22 protein-coding genes are annotated in these 21,659 nt (G+C 37.3%); 10 read left to right on the top strand and 12 right to left on the bottom strand.

Features of this window, described 5'->3' with window-relative positions:
- Positions 1-303: 303 nt before the first annotated feature.
- The 5 genes from DDF69_RS15660 to DDF69_RS15640 all read left to right on the top strand — a co-directional run bounded on the left by DDF69_RS15660 (position 304) and on the right by DDF69_RS15640 (position 4,934).
- Positions 304-1,899 carry a tail fiber domain-containing protein gene (locus DDF69_RS15660; RefSeq protein WP_114821590.1) on the top strand — a complete coding sequence of 532 codons (1,596 nt, stop codon included), beginning with the start codon at positions 304-306 and terminating at the stop codon, positions 1,897-1,899.
- Between the two features lie 314 nt (positions 1,900-2,213).
- Entirely contained in the window at positions 2,214-3,029 is an 816-nt protein-coding gene (locus tag DDF69_RS15655) for an oxidoreductase (protein WP_114821589.1), read from the top strand.
- Positions 3,030-3,059: 30 nt separating this feature from the next.
- Complete coding sequence (locus DDF69_RS15650) at positions 3,060-3,494, top strand: DUF2147 domain-containing protein (protein WP_114821588.1); 435 nt, start codon at positions 3,060-3,062, stop codon at positions 3,492-3,494.
- 14 nt (positions 3,495-3,508) lie between these two features.
- Positions 3,509-4,009 carry a hypothetical protein gene (locus DDF69_RS15645; RefSeq protein ID WP_114821587.1) on the top strand — a complete coding sequence of 167 codons (501 nt, stop codon included), beginning with the start codon at positions 3,509-3,511 and terminating at the stop codon, positions 4,007-4,009.
- A gap of 19 nt (positions 4,010-4,028) precedes the next feature.
- Entirely contained in the window at positions 4,029-4,934 is a 906-nt protein-coding gene (locus DDF69_RS15640) for a helix-turn-helix domain-containing protein (RefSeq protein ID WP_114821586.1), read from the top strand.
- A 98-nt stretch (positions 4,935-5,032) separates the two neighbouring features.
- On the opposite strand, the gene DDF69_RS15635 is transcribed toward DDF69_RS15640, so the two are convergent.
- From DDF69_RS15635 to DDF69_RS15625, 3 genes are all read right to left on the bottom strand, one after another.
- Complete coding sequence (locus DDF69_RS15635; protein WP_114821585.1) at positions 5,033-6,082, bottom strand: alpha/beta hydrolase; 1,050 nt, start codon at positions 6,080-6,082, stop codon at positions 5,033-5,035.
- Positions 6,083-6,094: 12 nt separating this feature from the next.
- Positions 6,095-6,661 (bottom strand): sugar O-acetyltransferase, encoded by a 567-nt coding sequence (locus DDF69_RS15630; RefSeq protein WP_114821584.1) that lies wholly within the window; start codon positions 6,659-6,661, stop codon positions 6,095-6,097.
- A gap of 81 nt (positions 6,662-6,742) precedes the next feature.
- On the bottom strand, positions 6,743-7,564 hold the full coding sequence (locus DDF69_RS15625) for a helix-turn-helix domain-containing protein (protein ID WP_114821583.1): 822 nt from the start codon (positions 7,562-7,564) through the stop codon (positions 6,743-6,745).
- A gap of 222 nt (positions 7,565-7,786) precedes the next feature.
- Here DDF69_RS15625 and DDF69_RS15620 point away from each other — a divergent pair, with 222 nt between their 5' ends.
- A complete protein-coding gene (locus DDF69_RS15620; protein WP_114821629.1) occupies positions 7,787-9,076 on the top strand; it encodes a hypothetical protein in 1,290 nt (429 codons plus the stop codon).
- A gap of 53 nt (positions 9,077-9,129) precedes the next feature.
- Here DDF69_RS15620 and arsB read toward each other — a convergent pair whose 3' ends face one another.
- From arsB to DDF69_RS15585, 7 genes are all read right to left on the bottom strand, one after another.
- Positions 9,130-10,161, bottom strand: a complete 1,032-nt coding sequence (gene arsB / locus DDF69_RS15615) for an ACR3 family arsenite efflux transporter (RefSeq protein ID WP_114821582.1) — start codon at positions 10,159-10,161, stop codon at positions 9,130-9,132.
- 2 nt (positions 10,162-10,163) lie between these two features.
- Positions 10,164-10,775 (bottom strand): low molecular weight phosphatase family protein, encoded by a 612-nt coding sequence (locus DDF69_RS15610; RefSeq protein ID WP_114821581.1) that lies wholly within the window; start codon positions 10,773-10,775, stop codon positions 10,164-10,166.
- Between the two features lie 19 nt (positions 10,776-10,794).
- Positions 10,795-11,268, bottom strand: coding sequence for a DUF6428 family protein (locus tag DDF69_RS15605; RefSeq protein WP_114821580.1), 474 nt, complete (start codon positions 11,266-11,268; stop codon positions 10,795-10,797).
- A 76-nt stretch (positions 11,269-11,344) separates the two neighbouring features.
- A complete protein-coding gene (locus DDF69_RS15600) occupies positions 11,345-11,674 on the bottom strand; it encodes an ArsR/SmtB family transcription factor (RefSeq protein ID WP_062670547.1) in 330 nt (109 codons plus the stop codon).
- 182 nt (positions 11,675-11,856) lie between these two features.
- A complete protein-coding gene (locus DDF69_RS15595) occupies positions 11,857-12,798 on the bottom strand; it encodes a 3',5'-cyclic-nucleotide phosphodiesterase (RefSeq protein WP_114821579.1) in 942 nt (313 codons plus the stop codon).
- Positions 12,799-12,924: 126 nt separating this feature from the next.
- On the bottom strand, positions 12,925-14,046 hold the full coding sequence (locus DDF69_RS15590) for an agmatine/peptidylarginine deiminase (RefSeq protein WP_114821578.1): 1,122 nt from the start codon (positions 14,044-14,046) through the stop codon (positions 12,925-12,927).
- Between the two features lie 69 nt (positions 14,047-14,115).
- The gene (locus DDF69_RS15585; protein WP_114821628.1) at positions 14,116-14,940 is read right to left on the bottom strand and encodes a GyrI-like domain-containing protein; all 825 of its coding nucleotides are present in this window, start codon (positions 14,938-14,940) and stop codon (positions 14,116-14,118) included.
- Between the two features lie 162 nt (positions 14,941-15,102).
- On the opposite strand from DDF69_RS15585, the gene DDF69_RS15580 reads away from it, so the two are divergent.
- Positions 15,103-15,351: an FUSC family protein gene (locus DDF69_RS15580; protein ID WP_110009680.1), complete on the top strand. Its 249-nt coding sequence runs from the start codon at positions 15,103-15,105 to the stop codon at positions 15,349-15,351.
- The gene (locus tag DDF69_RS15575; protein ID WP_114821577.1) at positions 15,351-15,758 is read left to right on the top strand and encodes a YybH family protein; all 408 of its coding nucleotides are present in this window, start codon (positions 15,351-15,353) and stop codon (positions 15,756-15,758) included. The genes DDF69_RS15580 and DDF69_RS15575 overlap by 1 nt, the downstream gene beginning before the upstream one ends.
- A 128-nt stretch (positions 15,759-15,886) precedes the next feature.
- Here DDF69_RS15575 and DDF69_RS15570 read toward each other — a convergent pair whose 3' ends face one another.
- Both DDF69_RS15570 and DDF69_RS15565 read right to left on the bottom strand, forming a co-directional pair.
- On the bottom strand, positions 15,887-17,341 hold the full coding sequence (locus DDF69_RS15570; RefSeq protein ID WP_114821576.1) for a sigma 54-interacting transcriptional regulator: 1,455 nt from the start codon (positions 17,339-17,341) through the stop codon (positions 15,887-15,889).
- 60 nt (positions 17,342-17,401) lie between these two features.
- Positions 17,402-18,541, bottom strand: coding sequence for a vWA domain-containing protein (locus DDF69_RS15565; protein WP_114821575.1), 1,140 nt, complete (start codon positions 18,539-18,541; stop codon positions 17,402-17,404).
- 719 nt (positions 18,542-19,260) lie between these two features.
- Between DDF69_RS15565 and DDF69_RS15560 the strand changes: the two genes are divergently transcribed.
- Complete coding sequence (locus tag DDF69_RS15560) at positions 19,261-20,994, top strand: sensor histidine kinase (protein ID WP_114821574.1); 1,734 nt, start codon at positions 19,261-19,263, stop codon at positions 20,992-20,994.
- The gene (locus tag DDF69_RS15555) at positions 20,972-21,625 is read left to right on the top strand and encodes a response regulator transcription factor (protein ID WP_185144358.1); all 654 of its coding nucleotides are present in this window, start codon (positions 20,972-20,974) and stop codon (positions 21,623-21,625) included. Before DDF69_RS15560 ends, DDF69_RS15555 begins: the two co-directional genes overlap by 23 nt.
- The last annotated feature ends 34 nt before the right edge of the window (positions 21,626-21,659 follow it).

The raw sequence follows: 21,659 nt of genomic DNA, 5'->3' as shown, positions 1-21,659 counted from the left end.
TGAAAAATTATTTCAGGTTCTGTTTTATACAAATAATTAATGAGCTTTCATGGTCTGTTTTGTAATAATTTTTCCACATCCGGGTGGCAATTTTCTTACAGGTGTTTTTCCGGAAAAGCTTTCGGAAAATTTAGTTTTGTACTCAATAAAAACGGGAAACAATGAAAAATATAATCGTGATTTTCTTCATTTTAGTCTTTCGGGGAGACTGGTAGCTAAAGTCCCCAATCTGTTGAAAAGACTCTGAATATCAATTGTTCCTGAGATTTCTTCACTTCATTAATAACTCATAATCAAATAATAATGTTTAAAAACTTTACTACATTATCAGTAGCAGCAGCTTTGCTCTCTTATGGTATTGTGTCTGCCCAAAGTGTCGGAATCAATACAGCTAAACCAGGTTCAACACTGGATGTGAACGGATCATTAGCTGCAAAATACAGCACTGTTACTGCCGCAGCGTATACACTTACTGCTGCTGATTTTCATATCTCGTATAACGGAACGGCCAACGCGGTTTTTACATTACCGACATCAATATCCGGTGCAGGTAATTTCAAAGGACGTCTGTATACGATCAAAAATAATACGGCTTTTACCGTTACAATAGCTCCCGCAGCGTCAGAAACCATTAATGGTAATGTAAGTATGGCAGTAGGTCCTAATCAGAGCCTGCAGCTCATCAGTACCGGTCTTACGGGAGCTGCTTCTACATGGGAAATTTCAGGAAGTGCAAATGTGACGGCAAGCAACGGGCTTACAGCTGCAGGGCAGGATGTGAGACTTGGCGGTACACTTTTACAGAATACAGCGATTGATTATCTGGACAAAGCCTTATATTTCAGAAGCAATGTAGATGGTGCAGGATTGACATCCATCAGCAACACGAATTCCGGAACTAATGCTTCCGCTCTTTTAAGACTTACTAATGATGTAGGAAGTTCTATGGATATGTTCCTGAACTCTTCTACCAAAACAACAGAAGGTGGAGCCAGTGCAGGAATTATAAACAATATAGGTGGCGCGCTAACGATAGCGGGAAATAATAATGTTGCCCAGTTGAAACTCAGCCAGGCCAATGGAGGAGATTATCTTTTTAATGGAGACAGAAAGCTTAACTTCAATGGAGACGGTGATATTACAGCGTTTGGGGCTGCCGGTAATTCTGTGAATGCTTTCAATGGTCTTCTTACCTTAAAAGGAAACAGCAACAATCCTGCATTTGCTCAGGTAACCGTTGGGACTACAGGGCTTAGATATTATTATGGTAACAGCGTTAACAGTATGCTTGACATCGATGGTAATGGAGATATCAATATGAACAGACCGGAAGTTGGCGGTATTGGCGGAAATAAAGTGGCGGCCACCAAAGGGCATCTAGATTTAAGCGGATACAACACGCTGAATGGCTCTGTAACTCAGATTTACCTTGGGGCGGAAGGATTTAAGTACAGTTATAACGGAAGCACTAAGGTGACGATTGATGGTAACGGATTGGTGAGTGCAGCAGGTGGTTTTGTCAATACTTCGGATACGCGTTTAAAAACTCAGGTTAAAGAAATAGGATATGGTCTTACTACCATTATGGCATTGCAGCCGAAACAATACGAGCTGTCTGCCAACAATCAGATTAAAGAAGGTAAACCGGCTGTGAATCCGGCACAGAAGACTCAACATAAAATCGGATTTCTGGCACAGGATCTTTATAAACTAATTCCTGAAGCCGTCTATAAACCAAAAGATGATACCAGAGAGGCCTGGGCTGTTGACTATGCTTCACTTGTTCCTGCCCTTACAAAAGCTATTCAGGATCAGCAGACTGAAATAGAAGAGCAGAAAACCAAAATTAAAAAGATGGAAACAGAAATGGAAGCCATCAAAAAGAAACTGGGATTGTAATAAACAGGTAGAATATTTTGGACTTAAAGGTATTGCATTTCCGATTCTAAGAACACACACTAAAAAGAATATCTTATCCTGTTGTAAAAATATTTTAATAAAGCATTCCCTCGGTTTTTATTAAAATATCTAAGGTTTAGAATTTCCCAATTTTTTATTTTCCGATACGTCGCAAAAGCCTGCAGATAGCAGGCTTTTTTTTGATATGTAGTTGTTCTGAGTATCTGTAAAAAGTATACAACAATCGTGGATTTGTCTTAGAACCAACGTTATCTGTATCCTCATCTTTGTACTGTTAATCAAATACTCAGAAAATGAAAAAGATAATTTTAATTACAGGGGCAAGTTCCGGGATGGGTAAAGAAGCCGCAAAATCCCTCATCCAGAAAGGTCATACAGTTTATACAGCAGCCAGAAGAATTGATCAGATGCAGGATCTGAAAAATATGGGTGGATATCCTATTCGAATGGATATTATCAAAGAAGAAGACATCCAGAATGTTGTGGATACTATCATCAGGAGAGAAGGCAGAATTGATGTACTTTGGAATAATGCAGGCTTTGGCTTGTATGGTTCGGTGGAAGATGTACCCTTGGAGGAAGCCCGAAAGCAGATGGAAGTAAATGTCTTTGGAATGGCTGCAATGACGCAAAAAGTAATACCCTACATGCGAAAAGCAAGATCAGGAACTATTATCAATACTTCTTCTATGGGAGGAAAGATGTACTTTCCTATGGGAGCCTGGTATCACGCCAGCAAACACGCAGTGGAGGGGCTAAGTGATTGTCTTCGTCTGGAGCTGAAATCTTTCAATATTAAAGTTGTGGTTTTGGAACCAGGCTTTATTGCTACGGAATTTGGTTCAGTATTATTGGACAATTTTTCTAAAATATCAAAAGGCAGCGCCTATGGAAATATGATGGATAAAATTGCAAAGGGAACGGCTGATGCAGCCAAAGGAAACGGCTCATCAAAACCTGATGTCATTGCGGAGGCTATTGTGAAAATAGTGAATTCCAACAATCCCAAAACAAGATATAAAGTAGGTAAATATTCTGTAATGATGCCTTGGCTGCGTGTTTATTTGGGAGACAGGTTATTTGACAAAATTGTAATGAGCCAAATGTAATAATGGATATTCAAAAAACAGTTAAATAAAATGAAAACAACAAAGACTCTGATTATAGTTATGCTGGCGATGTTTGCCAGCACCTATGCACAATCTGAAAAAGCAATTGTAGGAAATTGGGAATCTGACAAAAAAGATGTCAGAATTGAAATCCTTAAAGAAGGAGATACATATTATGGAAACTATCTCTGGGGAGAGGATATTGTTGAAAAAGATGGTATTACTTCCAAAAAAGATATCAAAAACCCGGACGTTAAACTCCGTTCCCGTAATGTAGTGGGAATTAAAAGCTTAACAGGTTTAGTATGGAACGGAAAAGAATATGTGAACGGCAAAATCTATAATGCACCGAGTGGAGATACTTATAGCTGTAAAATATGGATTAAAAATGACAAACTCTATTTGAGAGGATATTTAGGATTGTCTTTACTGGGGCAAACAGCAACTTTTCATAAATATAAATAATTGAAATCATTCAGATGAATTTAATAGATTTTACTGTGGACTGGATTAAAGGTGAATTGTTTGAGGCTAAATTAATTCTTACCTTTGGTATTATCACAATACTTGCAGGTTTTATTTTTTGGAAAGAAGGATCAACTCTAAATGCAAAGGCACTTTTCATTCCTTTATTGGTTGCAGGAACCATTTACTCAGCAATTGGCAGTGGAATGCTGTATTCCAATACAAAACGGATGAGAGACTTTCCCCAAAACTATCAGAAGAACAAATCAGTATTTGCCAACCTTGAAAAGAAGCGGGTTGATGATTTTCAGTATGGATACAAGGTGTCAAAAATTGTAGCCACTCTCTTTTTTGCAATCACACTGATTATTTTCTGGACTACCAAAAATCCTGTCCTGATGGGAATAGGAATTGGGCTTACATATTTTGCATTGGCCGGATTGGTGATTGACTATTTTTCCGGGGAAAGAGCAGATGTATATTATTCGGCGATTTTAAAATCATTAAGATCATAAAAAACAGTAAATTAAACAAATGAAACCTATTATCAACATACAATCTATCTCTGACATTAATAATTTTGTTCAGCATAAGACCAGGCATCCTTTGGTAACTGTTATTGATTTCGGTAAAATGGATGATCAGATGGAAGAAGGTATACGGATAAGCTGTGATTTTTATTCCGTGATGTTCAAAAACTATTGCGCCAATAATATGCGCTATGGCAGGCAGTCTTATGATTTTCAGGAAGGAAGTCTGGTTTGTATTGCCCCAAAGCAAGTAGTAACCATGGATACAGAAATTATAAAAAAAGAAAACATGATGGGCTGGGGATTGTTTTTTCATCCTGATCTTTTGCGTGGCACCTCATTAGGAATGAAGATGAAAGACTATACATTTTTTTCCTATGAAACATCGGAGGCTCTTCATTTATCAGATAAAGAAAAAGAGATTCTGTATGACTGTATACAGAAAATAGAAACAGAGCTTCAGGAAAATATTGATCATCATAGTCAGACACTGATCGTATCTAACATAGAACTTTTGCTGAATTATTGCCAGCGTTATTACGGAAGGCAGTTTATTACAAGAAAAAACTCTAACAGAGATATCGTAGCGCAGGTTGAAAATGTTCTGAAAGGGTATTTTTTTTCTGATACTTTAAAAATGGAAGGATTACCAACAGTAAGCGATCTGGCAGATAAAGTAAATTTATCTCCTAACTACCTCAGTGACCTGTTGAAAAAAGAAACCGGAATGAATACCAAGGATCATATTCACCATTTTCTGATCGAAGAAGCTAAAAATATTTTATTGAGCTCCAATAAAAGTATCAGTGAAATTGCTTATGAACTGGGATTTGAGTACCCGCAGTATTTTAGTAAACTGTTTAAGCAAAAAACAGGAAATACACCTCAGGAATTCAGAAATTTGAATTGAAAATTTGATTTTTGGAAATAGAAAAACCTACAGTATAGTAGGTTTTTTGAGAATAATAGGGATATCCGTAAGTCATGATGATATTGTGAACTATCAATTTATTTCAGGTTTTCCCTGAAAAAAGCATCCAGTTTATCGAAAGGAATAATGTCTGTTTTGTCGTAAAGATCTGTATGTACAGCATCAGGAATGATTATTAATTCCTTAGGCTCAGCAGCCATCTTGTAAGCATCTTCACTGAAGTACCTGGAATGTGCTTTTTCTCCTGCAATAATCAGTACCGGACGGGGAGAAATTTCTTTAATATAAGTGAGTAATGGCATATTCATAAAAGAAAGTGCATTGGTTGCATTCCAGGAACCGACTGAGTTTAATGAACGTTCATGAAACCCTCTCGGACTACGGTAGTAATCAAAGTATTCTTTTACAAACTGAGGCTCATCTCCTTTGAGTTTTTCAGCATTCAGCCTTGGTCCGGGCTGAAATGTTCCCTTTTCTGCATCTTTCCAGCGTTGTTCACCAAGTTGCTGTAACAATTGTGTACGCTGTTCCGGAGTGACGGCGTCATAATATCCTCTGGACATTACCCGTGACATATCATACATACTGGTTGTTGCAACAGCTTTTACCCGGTGATCCACCGCAGCAGCATTTAATGCAAAACCTCCGAATCCGCATATTCCGATAATTCCTATACGGTTTCTATCCACTTCTTTTTGTAATCCCAGGAAATCTACCGCAGCACTGAAATCTTCTGTATTGATATCAGGAGATGCCACACTTCTCGGTTCTCCGCCACTTTCCCCGGTATACGATGGATCAAATGCCAGTACAATAAATCCACGTTCTGCCATCTGATTGGCATAGAGACCGGATGACTGCTCTTTTACTGCCCCAAAGGGTCCACTTATGGCAATAGCTGATAGCTCTTTATTTTTAACTTGGGATGCAGGACTGTACAGATCACCGGTAAGTAATATTCCGTAACGATTTGTAAAATGTACTTTTTGACGGATAACATTGTCACTCAGTTTAAAAGTATAGTGTTCGTTTTTTTCTGTATTTTTCATTTTTTTTTCATTTTGCTGTGGATAAGCTTTTCCTGTGAGCAGCAATGCAAATGCTGTTAAAATTGTCCATTTTTTCATGAGAATGTTTCTTTAGATAGGTTTAATGATTTTTGCAGGAACTCCTCCCGCAATGACATTGTCCGGAATGTCTTTAGTAACAACTGCTCCAGCCGCTATTACGGTATTTTCGCCTATGGTAACTCCGGGAAGAATGGTTGCATTGGCTCCAATCCAGGCATTCTTTTTAATGTGAATACGTCCGGGAACAAGTGAGTGACGGCTTACTGAAGAAACAGGATGTCCTTCAGAAAGTAAACTGACGTTGGGAGCGATTAAAACATGATCTTCTATTGTAATACCTCCCAAATCAAGAAATGTACAGCCGAAATTGATGAATACATTTTTACCGATTTTTGTATTCTTTCCGTAATTGATATATAACGGAGTAAAAATAGTCGTGTTTTCTTCAATACATATACCGGTGATCTGGCCCAGAAACTCCCTGATTTCTGCCGGATCAGAAGAACCGTTCATTCTGATCAGTAATTTCTTTGTTTCAAAAGAGGCTTCCCGCATTCTGATGGCCTGCGGATCATCTTCAGGAATTGTTTCCCCTTCTGTGAGCCGTTCAAAAATATCCTGTGTTTTCATTATCATTTATTTACAGGACAAAATTAAAAAGTGAGCCTCACAGTACTATTACTGCGAGGCTCAAATAACTTTTCTCTGAAGCTCAGGTTAAATTTCCTTCGGTGAAAATCCGTATTGTTTTTTGAATGCTGTGGAAAAGTGTGAAGGATTTTTAAATCCAACCTCTACATAAACATCCTGTACTTTCCTGCCTTCGTTTTTCATTTTGAAATAGGCTGCTTCAAGACGTTTTCTGATCAGCCATTTTTGCGGACTCAGGTCACTTATCTTTTGGAAGTCCCGCTTGAAAGTGGCAAGACTACGGCCGGTATAGGAAGCAATTTGTTCCATGGTAAGCTCATCCATGTAATTTTCATTCATGAACTCCATAATATCAATTTTCCAGGGCTCTGTAAAATCAAACAAAATAGGAAAAAAGATCTCTGAATGATTGAGTAAGGCGTAGATTCCTTCCTGTAATTTAAGATGAACAACCCCTTCAGTAGGTCTTGTATTTTCATCAAAATAAGGAGTTAGCGATTGAAACAGGCTCGTAATATCGGCACGAGGTTCTATTTTAAATACATTTTCTTCAGAAAAATGAACCTTCTGAGGCAGATTCGATTTATTTAGTTTATGATAAAAATCCCGGAGTAAGTTACGGTTAAAAGTTAATGAAATACCCTTGTAAAGTTCATCGTCTTTACTGTTTTTATACATCATCAGACGATGGTTACGCCGTATAAAAGCACATTCTCCTGCTCCTATGGTTATTTTCGTATTCCTATCTTCAATAATTTGTTCTCCGGAATACAAATAGAGCAGTACATGTTCAGGAGTTGCATGAATGCATTTTTCACTGTAATCCGAAAAACAGGAAAAAAATATTCCTGAGTAATTTATGGTTTTCAATAGGTCAGCCTGTTCCATCTTGTTCTAATAATATAGGGTCTGTAATAACAAAGTTAGTTATTAAATGCTAAGCTTTCTTTTCTTTACGGCTCAATATATATTTCTTAGAAGCTCATCAAATCAATTTACCTGTAGGTTATTTTTGATGGTTGCCGTTGTTCCTGATCGCTGTAATTCATTATATTAGCTACCTAAAGTATGTATTTTAACAGAAAAACATTAATCACAAAGAATTTAACCATGAAGATGACTGTTACAGCTTTCTTTTTCTTGTTTGTATTGGGTGTAAAAGCACAAAAACAATCTATTCCCCATGATACAGTTTCTGTTTATTTTGATGAACTCAAGACAGCTTCAAAAAAGAATATCGGACTATGGAACAAAGATTTATATGGTCCTATGATTTTAATCGATCCGAAAACCAGAGCGTTTTTTGCCACCGAGCCGGATTCGGAGGGAATACTGAAACGTGATGGTACTCTCTATTCTGGGGTTTTACCTGCCACAGTCAACATCGCAAATACCGCTGTCAATTGGGGTGGAAAAAGATGGGCAATGATTATGCTCCCTCTTTCTCAGAATAAGGAAAACAGGATTAATCTTTTGGCTCATGAGTCTTTTCACCGCATTCAGCCTTCATTGGGGTTTAATCTTAACAATGCAGAAAATAATCATCTGGATCAGAAGGAGGGCAGGATTTACCTTCGTCTCGAATTGGAAGCGCTAAAGCAGGCAGTCCGCTCAAATTCAGAAAAAGAAATGAAGCAGCATCTCACCAATGCATTGATCTTTAGGAAATACAGGAATACACTTTACAAAGGTTCAGAAACTACAGAAAACCTGCTGGAACTGAATGAGGGAATTGCTGAGTTTACAGGGCTCATTGTGAGTGGCAGAAATAAAGATCAGACAAGATCATATTTTTTGAATGGCATAGAAGGTTTTATGAAAAACCCCACATTTGTACGTTCATTTGCTTATTACACCATACCTGTTTATGGATATCTGCTGTATCATAAAGATCCGGACTGGAACAAAAAAATTGATTCAAAAACAGACCTGACCGGTTATTTCATTAAAGCATTCGATATACGGATTCAGACTGACTTGCAAAAAGCAGCTGAAAAGCTATCTGACAATTATAATGGTACATCCATTATAAAGCAGGAAACCGATAGAGAAGAACAAACGAAAAAACGTATTGCCGAGTACAAACTGAAATTCATTCAGCAGCCTCACTTTGAAATCAAATTTGAAAAAATGAATGTTTCCTTTGATCCGAGAAATATTGTGCCTGTGGAAGATCAGGGGACGGTATATCCCAATATCCGGATTACTGATTTGTGGGGCATTCTGACGGTTGAAAATGGAGCATTAATGAGTCCAAACTGGGATAAAATTTCAATATCCAATCCAGTGAAAACTGAAAATAAAAAAATATCAGGTGACGGATGGATTCTTGAACTGACAGACGGCTATACCATAGCTAAAGATGAAGGTAGTGACAATTATAAATTGATTAAGAACTGATATCCATAAAAAAGCATCACTGTTTCGGTGATGCTTTTTATTTAATAATAAGATTAGTGATACCATTTCTTTTTCATAAATAAACTGGCTCTTACCAGAAGTATCAACACCGGAACCTCTACCAATGGACCAATCACGCCTACAAATGCCTGTGGTGAATGAATGCCAAAGACCGAGATGGCCACTGCAATAGCCAGTTCAAAATTATTTCCGGTAGCGGTAAAGGCTATAGATGCATTTTTATCGTAAGGTATCTTCAATGTTTTGTTGAGCATAAAACTTACAAAAAACATCAGAACAAAATAGATCACCAATGGGATTGCTATCTTAATGACATCCATTGGCAATTCCAGTATTGTGGAACCTTTTAAGCTAAACATCAGTACGATGGTCAATAATAAAGCATACAATGTCACAGGAGAGATCTTAGGTACGAATTTTCTGTTGTACCAGTCCGCACCTTTTGATTGGATCAGAAAATAACGGGTGAGAAAACCTGCCAGAAAGGGAATCCCGAGATAGATCAGTACACTTTCTGTGATATCCTGCATAGAAACGTTGACATTAAAGCTTGCCAGACCGAGTTGATTGGGAAGTACATTGATAAAAAGCCAAACCAGAAAACTGTAAGTAAGCACCTGAAAGATGCTGTTTAAAGCCACCAATAATGCTGCATATTCTCTGTTTCCTTTGGCAAGATCATTCCACACGATAACCATGGCAATACATCTGGCCAGTCCAATGAGGATTAATCCTGACATATAATCTGGTTCATTTCTTAAAAAAAGAATGGCAAGACCAAACATCAGAACCGGACCAATAATCCAGTTGAGCAATAAAGAAATTCCGATTACTTTTTTATCGTTAAAAACCAATGGCAGAAGAGAATAATCAACCTTAGCCAATGGCGGATACATCATCAAAATAAGTCCGATAGCCAGAGGAATATTAGTAGTACCCACTGACTGTGAATTAATAATAGTAGGAATGGCCGGGAAAAAATGTCCCAAAGCAATTCCTGTCCCCATAGCCAGAAAGATCCATAAGGTAAGATAGCGGTCAAGAAATTTTAATCTGGGCTGCATGATTATTTTTTGATTTTAGAGAAAACATAGAACATCTCTTCTGCAATTTGTAAACTTCTTTCAGCATAAACAGCTGCCTGTTCCGGAGTATGATCTGAAATCTTAGGATCTTCAAATGTGATCGGAATTCTCTTTTCCGCACCGGGAATAAAAGGACATCCGCCATCTGCCTGCGAACAGGTCATAATTGCTGCAAAACCGGATACAGGATTGAACGGGCTGTCATATTTTTTAGAAAAGCCAATGATCGGAAGGCTGTTATCATCATATTTTACAGCATATACAGGATTGGTTGTATCAGCAATGCTGAAAATTGAAAAACCCTGTTCTGCTAAAACTTCCGCAATCTTATGAAATAATGCCGTTGTCTCCGTTCCACCGGAATAGCAGCGGACTTCCGGAATTGTAAAGAAAGAAGCCGCTGCCTGTGCCCAGATCTGTGCCAGATGGCTTCGTCTTGAATTGTGAGTGCAGATAAAATTCAGGTTGATTTCCTGGTTATCATCCACTTTTTGCTGGATAAAGCTGATCAATGGCTCAAGAACCTCTTTTCTATCGCTATCTGTATTTTCCCATTTCAGAGATTGAATCGTGTTTAATAATTCCTTATACATAAGATTTTAATAAAATTAATTAGCAGCATCCTGATCCCGGAGTGCAGGCTGATGCTGGGTTTACAGATAAGTCAGACAGGTTTTTCTTTTGTTTTTCGGAAGGAATTCCGCAGGCTTCCTGAGCAAGGCAGGCTGTTGTTTTATTTTTCAGTACAAAGTTTTTTCCGTTAAATTCAAGGTCATATTTTCCAATGGTTTCTCCCTGATATTCAACTTCAATTTCGCTGTCTTCTATCCCAAGCTTTTCTTCAGAAAGCTGAATGATATGAAGCAGTTTTCCAGGTTTTAAACGATGTTCATAATCATCGGCATCCCAAAGCTGGAAGTTGACCACTTTTTCATTTCTGATGACTCCGCCGCAATCGATGAAGTTTTTTATAATCTGTCCCACTTCCGTTACATGGAAATGTTCAGGGACAAAATTTCCGTTTTCTAATTGAAATTCAACATTTTCCAGAGTAGGGAGAATTTCTTTAATTTCTGATAGTCTCATAGTAGATTAAAATTGAGTGTTATGATTTTATAATGTTATATTGCAATATTACGATGTATCAGTTCAAAAAAATGCCCTAACAGCATTGTTTTATACTAACATCCTGATTAAAAAACAGGTTGAATTCATTTTGAAACTGTTTCCAGTTGCTTTCATTAATACAATAGCATACAGATTTTCCTTCAATAGAACCTTTGATGATTCCAATATTCTTCAGCTCTTTTAAATGCTGAGAGATCGTTGCCTGAGCCAATCCAAGTTCTTCAACAAGATCATTACAGATACATGCTTTTTGATTAATGATATACTGTAAAATAGCGATTCTTGCCGGATGTCCCAAAACTTTAAGCAGAGAAGCCAGCTTGTTTTGTTCGTCAGTATAGATTTCTGTTTTAGTAACTCCCATTGTTGTAATTTTATATTGCAATATTACGATGATAAATTAATTAAACAATAAAAAAACTTCATAATTTTAATTATAAGTATTTAAATTGTTGTATTTCAGTATTTTAAAGTTTGTTGAGAGAGCTGATAATATCTGAAATAAAAAAGATGAAGCAAAAACAGGCTTCATCTTTTTATTTGTTGTTATGGTAAACTAATCTTTTTACCTTGTTCCGGGAAGATATAATTTACTTTCAAAGGATTGTTTTTCAATAGTTCCTTTTTGATCAGTTCAGGATTATCACCTGTAGGTTTTCTGTGAGTAACCACGATATTGAGACCCTCAAGGCTGCTTTGTCCTGTCTTTTCTTTGAGTTTGCTCAATTCCTCAATCAGCAGACTCGGAGTAAGGTGGCCGAACAGCAGATGTTCCGGCTGACTGTTGGGGAAAGAAACTTCAATTAATATCGTGTTGAGCTGACTTTTTTTAACAAGTGGAGCTGTCCTATTCCAAAGTTGATCCAGACGGTCAGATTTTTCTATACGGTCTGCACCTGTATCTCCCAGATAAAGCAGATAATGATTCTCTCTTCTTACCAAAGCGGCACTGCTTTTATATGGATTTACGTGGCTCAGTTCATAACCTGTTATAAAAAAAGGAGTTTTAGGTGCGGGAATTTCAGTTCCTGCCTGCAACTCATTGTAATGATACTTTCCAAGAATAGGTTTTTGTCCCTGATCTGCAAAATTGATCCAGGTATCTGTAATAAAGTAATGATTCTGTAAAATCTGAATAACCGGAGCTATGGCGAAAATATATTTCTTAGAATCAGCCGGAGAATTGATGATAAGTCCTGACAAATGATCGAGATGACCGTGGGATACAAAATATCCTTTGATCTGATCCTTTAAAACCGTTTCTGCTGATCCCTCAAGACTTTTCAGTTCAATCGCTTTTCGGATTCCTGCATTTACGGTACCGGCATCCAGGCAGAGAAATGCATTGTCTTTTGGAGCGCCTACCAGATAGGCTGATAAATTGTCTTCCTGCTCACCACCATAGATTCCTAAGGGAATTACATCAAAATTCTGTGCCTGGCAAACAATATTCAGAAGAACCAATAAAGAAAGTGCTGTTTTTTTCATAATACGTATAATAGAAAACCATCTTTTTCGGGATGGACAGAGCAAATTTACGCTATTTTTTGACGACTGAAGCCCTGAATCAGTAAAGCCTGCTGAAAATGAGCAGGCTTTATTTTTACGATTATTTTATTGAGGTTGTTGCTGGGTGACACAATGCACCATTCCTCCATTGGCGAATAAATTACGGCAATCAATCCCAACTACTTGTTTGCCAGGGTACAGCTGTTGGATGATGTTGTTGGCAACCGCATCATTCGGGTCATTATAATTAGGAACCAATACACGGTTATTGGCAATATAATAATTGATGTATGAAGCGCGACCTACATTTTTCCCGTAAGTAGTGATCACATCATTTCTTGTTAGAGGCACTTTTACAAACTGATAGGCAGCTCCGGTTTTTGTGGTTGCATCATACAGTTTATCAACATCTCCATTGGGAACCTGCCAGTAGTTAAGATCGTCCGGATTCATGGTGATAATGGTAGATGAATTGGCAAATCGGGCAAACCCATCAATATGCATGTCGGTAATATCCAGACCGGCTTTTCCATTCAGCCAAATAAATTTGGTTACTCCGAGGTTTTTAGTAAATATGGCTTCTGCCTGTTGTTGTGTCATTCCCGGATTTCTGTTATTATTCAGGATAGAACTTTTACAAGCCATCAACACTCCGTTTCCGTCAATTTCCACACTTCCTCCTTCATTGATCATGACTGAATTAAGATCGATTTTTGGAATATTCGTATCTGCTGATATTTTAGATGGAATTTCGTTACATTTGCTGTAATCTGCCTTATTTCCCCAACCGTTAAATCCCCAATCCTGAATAAACAACTGTCCGTTCTGGTCTTTTACATAAATAGGACCATTATCTCTTACCCAGAAATCATCTGTCGGATAAATTTTGAAATTAATATTGGTAAGAGGAACTCCTGCAGTGTTGAGTAACCCTACAATACGACTCTTTTCTGCACCGTCATAAGCAATGATGTGAACTTTTTCACTTTGCACAAGCTCTTTGGTCATGGCTACCCAGGTGGCATCCAGACGGTTTCGGTAAGTAGTTCCGTACTGATACTGGTGTGGCCACTGAAGCCAGGTTCCTTCATGGGTTGCAGACTCTTCAGGCATTTTATAAAGAGCTGTTGCAGGGTTCAATGTTTCCGGATTCTCTATTGGATCTGTCTGAGAACAGGAAAGTAAAAGAGCGGGTAATAACAGGAACATGATTTTCTTTTTTTGCATAACTGATCTATTTTTAACAGGGCAAAATTAGATCAGCAAAAGTTTTGAAAGTTGTCCCAAATTGACAACTTACTTCAAGGGCAATAAAATATAGGTCAGCTGTTTTTCCTGGTCGTCTTCATTTTCAGCATGATTTTCATACTTTTCAATGATAGGAGTGTGTGAGAATTCAAGATCTGAATTGAAAATCCAGCGGGAATAGATTTTCGTATACGTGTCGTCTATTGTTTCGTAACTTCCGGAATGGATAAAGCGGGCATATTTCCCTCCGAATATCATTTTTGAAGGAAGCTTTTTATTCCCGGATTGAACAGATGAACATGCATCATAGCGGCAGTTGATTTCTGTTTTTATTAATGGTTCATCGGCTATAACTCCAAAATATTCTACCCCGGAGTCAGGGAAATCATTTTCCATAAACTTTTCCCACAGCACTTCAATTTCTTCATTATTATAATAGGTGTTAATGCTCTGATAATAGACCTGGACAGGTTTCAGATAAACAATTTCGGGTTCCAGCAAGACTGCTGAGGTGATAGGAATGATGGCACCTCCACAAAGGAGTTGTTCCTTGCTTTGTCTTGCCGCTTTAGGGGAAATCCCAAAATGTTGTTTAAAAGCTTTGGAAAAGGAAGCGATATTGGCAAAACCGACTTCAATGGCAATGGAGGTAAGATTTTCCTGAGTATAAAGAATCCGTTTATAGGCGTTTTCTACCTTCAGCCTCTGTTGGAAAGCACCTATTGTCTCTCCACAGCTGTATTTGAAAATGCGCTGGATATTCCGGTAAGAATAATGAGAAATGTCTTCCAGTTCCTTTACAGAAACAGGCTGGTCGTAATTCTTTTCCATGAAATTGATAACTCTGTAAATACAATTCAGGTTGTCTTCCATAAGCATTGAAATTTTTCCGAAACTGGTGATATGAAATAAATTACAAATAAAAGAAATAAAAAAATATCTTGACAATATTGTAATTTAGCTTTCGGTAAAAATAGATTTAAAAAAAATGAATTTTACCGCTTTAAAACGAAAAACCAAGAAATACTATTAAATATGGAAAAAGATTTGTCAGAATTAACGGATCAGGAGCTGATAGAGAAAAAAAGAACTATTGAAGCCAGAAATGTTGTGAATGCTATCATCCTGGGAGTACTGGCTGGAATTGCTATTTACAGCACCATAACCAAAGGAATCAGTTTCACTACTTTTTTACCGATACTTCTTGCTTTTTTTGTGGCCAACAGCTGGAATAAAGGTAAGAAAGGCTTGAAAAGGGAGATGGATTCCAGAAATGTAAAGTAATGCAGGAATTTGATAGAAAAACAGAAACTGGTGCTGTAGCCTATTTTCGGTATTGCATCAGAAACGGAGATGTAAAAGGAGCATTAAGTTGTTTTCATCCTGAAGCAGTCTACATAGACCGCGATGGAGGAGAGTGGAGAGGGCTTGAGCAGATAGAAAGGGCAATGAATGAGATCTGCCGCTTACAACTGGATATTCAGGGTGAAACTCCACATATCACTGTTGTAAATGATCTGGCAATGTGGCAGGATCAGTGGGAAATAACAGGAACTGCTCCGGATGGACATTCTATTCATATGACAGGCAATACTTCCTGTATCCTGAAAAGAAATGAAGATGGAGAGTGGCTGTGGCTGGTTGACAATCCTTTCGGTTCTGCTGTGCTTAAAAATGACAATCTGGTATAAAGTCTGAAATAATCGTACCCTTGTCAAGGTTTTAAACCTTGACAAGGGTGGAGATAAAGTCTTTCAGAAACAAATAAAAAACCTTCAGCTGAACTGAAGGTTTTACTTTTATAGTATTTTACTGATTTTTAGTTACGTAAAAATTGACCGATCCCGGGAGAATCAAAAGTGAATGCATTCTGATTTTCAGATTTGTCAATTTTATTGCTGATGGTTAATGCCCATAGCACCAGTTCTTTGCAGAAATTCTGATCTTCTTTGCTCAATTCGGAAGCATTTTCTTCCACTACAGTTGTCAGGGGTTCTATTTGATCAAGTTTAGCATAAAATTCTTCATCCGTATCATTGTAATTAAGTTCTAAATGATTTTTGTTAAACCATCTGATCAGTTCAGTGTATGGTGTTTTGATCCCTTCTTTTTCCAGTTTTGAAATGCGTGGGAACAGGCTTTCAAATTGAGTCATTACGGCTTTATCAATTAAGATTTTGGCTACGTAATCAGCTCCTTCCTGTTCTCCTTCATAGACCAGTTCAATTTTTCCTGTGATCGATGGAATGATCGACATAAAATCAAGCAGACGTACAGTGGTTCTTTCTGCACCGGATTCAATCAGACGCAGTTTGGCTGCAGCGATTAAGTTTTCCATCGCGCTGATGGTAAGGCGTGCACTGACACCGCTTTTTGCATCCACATATTCGCTGATACGGGCGGCAAAAGCAACCTCTTCCAAAAGATCTTTCGCCAGATCAGGAATCTGAATCTGAGCTTTATCTTCAGCAGAAATCAATGCTTCCTGCTCTGTAATCTGTTTTGCAAGAGCAATAGTTTTTGGATAATGGGTGAAGATCTGAGATCCGATTCTGTCTTTCAACGGAGTTACAATACTTCCTCTATTAGTATAATCTTCCGGATTGGCTGTGAAAACAAACTGAATATCAAGAGGCATTCTCAGCTGGAATCCACGGATCTGAATATCTCCTTCCTGCAAAATATTAAACAGGGAAACCTGGATTCTGGCCTGCAGATCCGGCAATTCGTTTAAAACAAAAATAGAGCGGTTGGCACGCGGAATCATTCCGTAATGTAAAACACGTTCATCAGAATAGGGTAGTTTCAACGTAGCCGCTTTGATAGGATCTATATCACCAATTAAATCTGCAACATTCACATCGGGAGTAGCCAGTTTTTCGTAGAAACGATGAGAACGGTGTACCCACGAAATTGGGGTTTCATCTCCTAATTCAGCAAGCAGATCTTTGGCAAATTTTGAGATGGGCTGAAAAGGACTGTCATTAATTTCTGACCCCTTTACGATAGGCATATATTCATCAAGCAGATTAACCATGCTTCTTGCAATCCTGGTTTTTGCCTGGCCGCGCAGTCCCAATAAATTGATGTGGTGACCGGCAAGAATGGCTTTTTTCAATTGGGGAACTACCGTGTCTTCATAGCCCCAAAGTCCTTCAAATACAGGTTCTTTAGCTTTAATTCTGGCAATTAAATTGGCTTGGATTTCCTCATTAATTGTTTTGTGAGTATAGCCGGATTTTTTTAATTCTTTGAATGTAATATCGTTTTTCATTGTCTTGTAATACTATTTATCGGATCAGGTTTTTATTTTAAATGGTTTAAAATCTGATCTTTATATTCTTCTTATTCTGTTTTTTTCATAATCTTCAAAAATCATCTGTCCCAAACCTGATAGCCCGGTGAGGAATGCTTTTCCTTTGTTTTGAGCGGTAAATTCTTCCACAAACTGGCGCAGATAAGGATCCTGAGCAATCATAAAAGTGGTAATAGGAATTTTCAGTTTTCTTGCCTGTGCTGCTCTGTTGAAACATTGGTTTACAATTTTTTCATCCAGGCCAAAGCTGTTCATATAAAATTCACCACTAGGAAGCTGAATACAGCTGGGTTTCCCATCGGTGATCATAAAAATCTGTTTGTTGGTATTTCTTTTTCTGCGGAGAATATCCATGGCCAGCTCAAGTCCGGCTACGGTATTGGTGTGATAAGGGCCAACTTTCAGATAGGGAAGGTCTTTGATCTTAATGGGCCAGGCTTCGTTTCCAAAAACAATGATATCAATGGAATCTTTCGGATATTTACGTTTGATCAATTCCACGAGTGCCATAGCTACTTTTTTGGCTGGCGTAATCCGGTCTTCACCGTACAGGATCATCGAGTGGCTGATGTCGATCATCAGGACGGTACTCATTTGGGCCTTATGTTTGGTTTCCTCTACGATGAGGTCTTCTTCTGTCAGGCGAAGGTCTGAGATTCCGTTGTTGATCTGTGCATTTTTCAAGCTTTCCGTCATATTCACGGCAGCGAGATCATCTCCGTATTGGAAAGAACGGTTTTCGCCATCTCTTTCATCGCCGATTCCTGTTTTGTTGGTCCGATGATTTCCGGCTCCGTTTTTCTTTAGTTTTCCAAAAATCTGATCCAGCGCGTATTCACGCAGGGCAGCTTCCAGCTTAGGAGTTAATATATTTTTGCCTTTTCCACTTCCTGTATTGCCTTCTTCCGGATCTTCTTCCCGAATGTAGCCTCGTTTTTTCAGATCTTCTTCAAAATCCTGAAGGGTGTATTCATCACTGAAAATGTCATATTCCTGATCAAGCATGTCCAGCCACTCGAAGGCTTCTTCAATATCTCCGGAGGTGTGGGTAAGCAAATCTTTGAAAACATCAAAGACACGGTCAAAATGTGATAATTCCTCCGGCACATGTTTGCTGAATATAAATCCTTTTCCCGGATTAAAATTTTTATCTCTCATAAGATGATAAAGAGGTTTTGCAGTTATTTGCTATTGAATATTTCAGAAAATGTAATGAATTGTCTGAAGTATTCTTTATTTCGTTTCAAACTGAAAAGTTAGGAAAATATCATCGCAAGATTTCCATAGAAAAATAGAAAATACTAATGATGGTGATATGGAATAAGAATATAATAGCTTCTGTTTTGATAAGCTTAAAAACATTCTTAGTCATAAAATTTTAATCAATCCAGCGTTTTATCTACTTTTTTATTTTCTCCATACACGATAATACCTACAAGATCCAGAAGATCCGCGTAGAAATACGGAATGCCAGGAAATCTATTTCCGGAAGGTGGTTGCAGCAATTACGAAGAAGGTATGGTATAAGTGGTTTATGAATTATCTGCTCACTTTTTTTTGCCTCGTTGTTTACTATTGGTAATAAAATGAACAGAAAAATAATATTTTACTGAACCTCAACTTTTTGCAATTGATCTAAAAAAAAAGATTTACATACATAAAACTGAGTGTTTACAAAGCGTTTTAATGGTAAAAAAAAATAAATTCTGTGAGTTTAATCAAATATTCATTATTATATGAAGACAAAAATTACTTTAACTTTGCCAATTGAATGATATATGCTTATTATGAAATTATTGAAAATAATGCTATATTGTTAAAGGCTAATATCTAATGGACTTATGTCATCAGGAAATTAATTTAACTGATAAACAAATATGAAAAATAAATTCTTAAATTTTAAATTGAGAAAACTTGTTCATTACTCTTTAATCCTTTGTATTTTACTGATACAGGTCATTATTGCCATATTTTTCTACAATGAATTTGTCAATGGGAAGAAGCTGAAGTTTATTAAAGATCAGCTTGAGGAAAGCCGTGCATTGGGAGGACTGACCGATAATTCCAGGAAAGATTTCATGGATGCACAGGATCATCTTCAGAAGTATATGGCCACTCAGGATAATAATGATCTGCAGCTCTATTTCCAGTCGTTGAGAAAGCTTAAAACTAATTTTGATAAAATTGGTGAATATGAAAATACAAGTCCCAGACTGAAAAAAAATCTGGCGCTTCGCAGCAAGGATACCTTAAAGACTGCAAAACTGAAGACATTGATAGATTCAGTGTACCAGACTTCTCTGAACCCACCAGCAAAGATTGAGGATAAGCAATATGAACCTGCCAGGTATAAAAATGATTTTGAAGATTTCAAGATTCAAACACGTACTTATGCAGATACAGTAAAAAAGAAAGGCTTTTTCGGACGTTTAAAAGATGCGGTAACAGGGAAAGTAGATGTTCAGAAGGAGAGTACTGTCATAACGATGACCAATAACAAAACGATAGATCTTTCTCAGGTAAAATCCAAAATGGATAATACGATAAAATCTATAGACAAGCATTATGCAGCCGAAGTAAAGAAGGTTCAGTTGCTGGCAGCTATTAGTCAAAAGAATAACTTACAGTTTTACAGCAATTTCAGTAAGCTGTTGGTGTATAGTAACAACTTAATAGAAGTGTATGAAAATGCCATCAGGGATTTTAAATCTGAACTGGAAAGAGAATACAACGAACAAAGCTCCAATAATAACAAGATACGTACTTATCTGGTATTGGGACTTATGATTCTGATGTTTATTGTTTCTATTCTGATCATGTATTTTACAAGAATGGCATTTGTTTATGAACAAAAACTGGATGCTGCCAATAAGGAAATTAAAAAGAACCTTAATTTCAAAAACAGGATTCTGGGAATGCTAAGTCATGACCTGAGATCTCCTTTGAAAATCATCAATATTTTTATTGATAAAATCCACAGAACTACTGAAGATGAGACCATAAAAGATTATCTAAAATCCATCAAATTTACCAACAGTACTTTACTTCTGCAATCTAACCAGATTCTGGAATATACCAAAAATGAAAATGCAGAAAAAGAACTTATAAAATCTGTTTTTAACCTTAAAGAGGAGATCAGTTCTATTGTAAAGGTCATTACCCCTTATCTGGAAACGAGAAACAACAGATTTGCAGTTACAGACAGAATCCCTGAAAACTTAGTAGTGTATTCGGATAATATCAGAATCAATCAGATTTTTATGAATATTCTGGGAAATGCGAATAAATTTACAGAAAACGGGCAGATTGATCTTGTATTGGCTACAGAATCCCTTGGAGACAATAAAATTTGTCTGATCACAACTGTAGCAGATACCGGAGTAGGAATATCAGAATCGGATCTTGGTAAAATTTTTGACCCTTATTATCAGGGAATGGTTTCTGATGAAGTCGATAATCTGGGAGCGGGACTTGGGCTTAATCTGGTAAAAGAAATTGTAGAACTTTTCGATGGCGATATATCCGTTGAGAGTAAATTGCATAAAGGAACTAAAGTGACATTCAGGATCAATTTAAATAGTAATACTAATGGAAACACCAATTCAAAATAAAGAGATTATATTTCTTCTGGCAGATGATCACAGTATTGTACGCCAGGGAATGGAGATTGTGATCAGTGATATTGTTCCGAACGCTAAAGTGTATCAGACCTCATCTCTGCATCAGGTATTGGAGCTGATAGAATCCAAAGGAATAGAGATGGCCGTTATTGATGCCCATTTCCCGGACGGAAACAGTCTTCATATTTTACCACAGATGAAAAGTGTAAATCCTGATCTTAAAATTTTGATTTTTACCGGACTCGAAGAAGAGCTCCATGGCCTTAAATTCATCAAAGCCGGTGCTGATGGTTATCTGAGTAAACTGAGCGAAGAGGAAGAGGTAAAGGAAGCGATTACAACCTTTATCGAGAAAGGAGAATATTTCTCTGCGCTTTTACGAAATCTGCTGGTACAGTTTGTTTACAATCCGGATCTGATAAGCCCACTGAACATTTTAACCAAAAGAGAAATGGAGATTGCAGAGCTTTACGCTGAAGGATACGGAAACCTTGAAATTTCAAACAGTCTGAATATCAAACAAAATACAGTGAGCACAATCAAAAAAAATATTTTTGAAAAACTAAAGATTGAAAATATGGTTGAGCTTGTAGAACTTGTCAAAACCCATCATAAACTATAGTGTTTCAAGGTGATCACCACTTCAAAGAGTCAGA

Origin of the sequence: Chryseobacterium sp. KLBC 52 (assembly GCF_003347605.1) — a bacterium.
Classification (GTDB): domain Bacteria; phylum Bacteroidota; class Bacteroidia; order Flavobacteriales; family Weeksellaceae; genus Chryseobacterium.
This window is presented reverse-complemented; position numbering and strand designations above follow the sequence as displayed.

Excerpts from the sequence above, each read along its gene's own strand:
- DDF69_RS15570 (WP_114821576.1), bottom strand. The coding sequence starts at position 17,341 with ATGAAAAACGATATTACATTCAAAGAATTAAAAAAATCCGGCTATACT.
- DDF69_RS15630 (WP_114821584.1), bottom strand. The coding sequence starts at position 6,661 with ATGATAATGAAAACACAGGATATTTTTGAACGGCTCACAGAAGGGGAA.
- DDF69_RS15625 (WP_114821583.1), bottom strand. The coding sequence starts at position 7,564 with ATGGAACAGGCTGACCTATTGAAAACCATAAATTACTCAGGAATATTT.
- DDF69_RS15575 (WP_114821577.1), top strand. The coding sequence starts at position 15,351 with ATGCAGGAATTTGATAGAAAAACAGAAACTGGTGCTGTAGCCTATTTT.
- DDF69_RS15565 (WP_114821575.1), bottom strand. The coding sequence starts at position 18,541 with ATGAGAGATAAAAATTTTAATCCGGGAAAAGGATTTATATTCAGCAAA.
- DDF69_RS15595 (WP_114821579.1), bottom strand. The coding sequence starts at position 12,798 with ATGAAAAAAACAGCACTTTCTTTATTGGTTCTTCTGAATATTGTTTGC.
- DDF69_RS15640 (WP_114821586.1), top strand. The coding sequence starts at position 4,029 with ATGAAACCTATTATCAACATACAATCTATCTCTGACATTAATAATTTT.
- DDF69_RS15655 (WP_114821589.1), top strand. The coding sequence starts at position 2,214 with ATGAAAAAGATAATTTTAATTACAGGGGCAAGTTCCGGGATGGGTAAA.
- DDF69_RS15635 (WP_114821585.1), bottom strand. The coding sequence starts at position 6,082 with ATGAAAAAATGGACAATTTTAACAGCATTTGCATTGCTGCTCACAGGA.
- arsB (WP_114821582.1), bottom strand. The coding sequence starts at position 10,161 with ATGCAGCCCAGATTAAAATTTCTTGACCGCTATCTTACCTTATGGATC.
- DDF69_RS15645 (WP_114821587.1), top strand. The coding sequence starts at position 3,509 with ATGAATTTAATAGATTTTACTGTGGACTGGATTAAAGGTGAATTGTTT.
- DDF69_RS15580 (WP_110009680.1), top strand. The coding sequence starts at position 15,103 with ATGGAAAAAGATTTGTCAGAATTAACGGATCAGGAGCTGATAGAGAAA.
- DDF69_RS15620 (WP_114821629.1), top strand. The coding sequence starts at position 7,787 with ATGAAGATGACTGTTACAGCTTTCTTTTTCTTGTTTGTATTGGGTGTA.
- DDF69_RS15650 (WP_114821588.1), top strand. The coding sequence starts at position 3,060 with ATGAAAACAACAAAGACTCTGATTATAGTTATGCTGGCGATGTTTGCC.
- DDF69_RS15660 (WP_114821590.1), top strand. The coding sequence starts at position 304 with ATGTTTAAAAACTTTACTACATTATCAGTAGCAGCAGCTTTGCTCTCT.
- DDF69_RS15590 (WP_114821578.1), bottom strand. The coding sequence starts at position 14,046 with ATGCAAAAAAAGAAAATCATGTTCCTGTTATTACCCGCTCTTTTACTT.
- DDF69_RS15605 (WP_114821580.1), bottom strand. The coding sequence starts at position 11,268 with ATGAGACTATCAGAAATTAAAGAAATTCTCCCTACTCTGGAAAATGTT.
- DDF69_RS15600 (WP_062670547.1), bottom strand. The coding sequence starts at position 11,674 with ATGGGAGTTACTAAAACAGAAATCTATACTGACGAACAAAACAAGCTG.
- DDF69_RS15610 (WP_114821581.1), bottom strand. The coding sequence starts at position 10,775 with ATGTATAAGGAATTATTAAACACGATTCAATCTCTGAAATGGGAAAAT.
- DDF69_RS15555 (WP_185144358.1), top strand. The coding sequence starts at position 20,972 with ATGGAAACACCAATTCAAAATAAAGAGATTATATTTCTTCTGGCAGAT.
- DDF69_RS15560 (WP_114821574.1), top strand. The coding sequence starts at position 19,261 with ATGAAAAATAAATTCTTAAATTTTAAATTGAGAAAACTTGTTCATTAC.
- DDF69_RS15585 (WP_114821628.1), bottom strand. The coding sequence starts at position 14,940 with ATGGAAGACAACCTGAATTGTATTTACAGAGTTATCAATTTCATGGAA.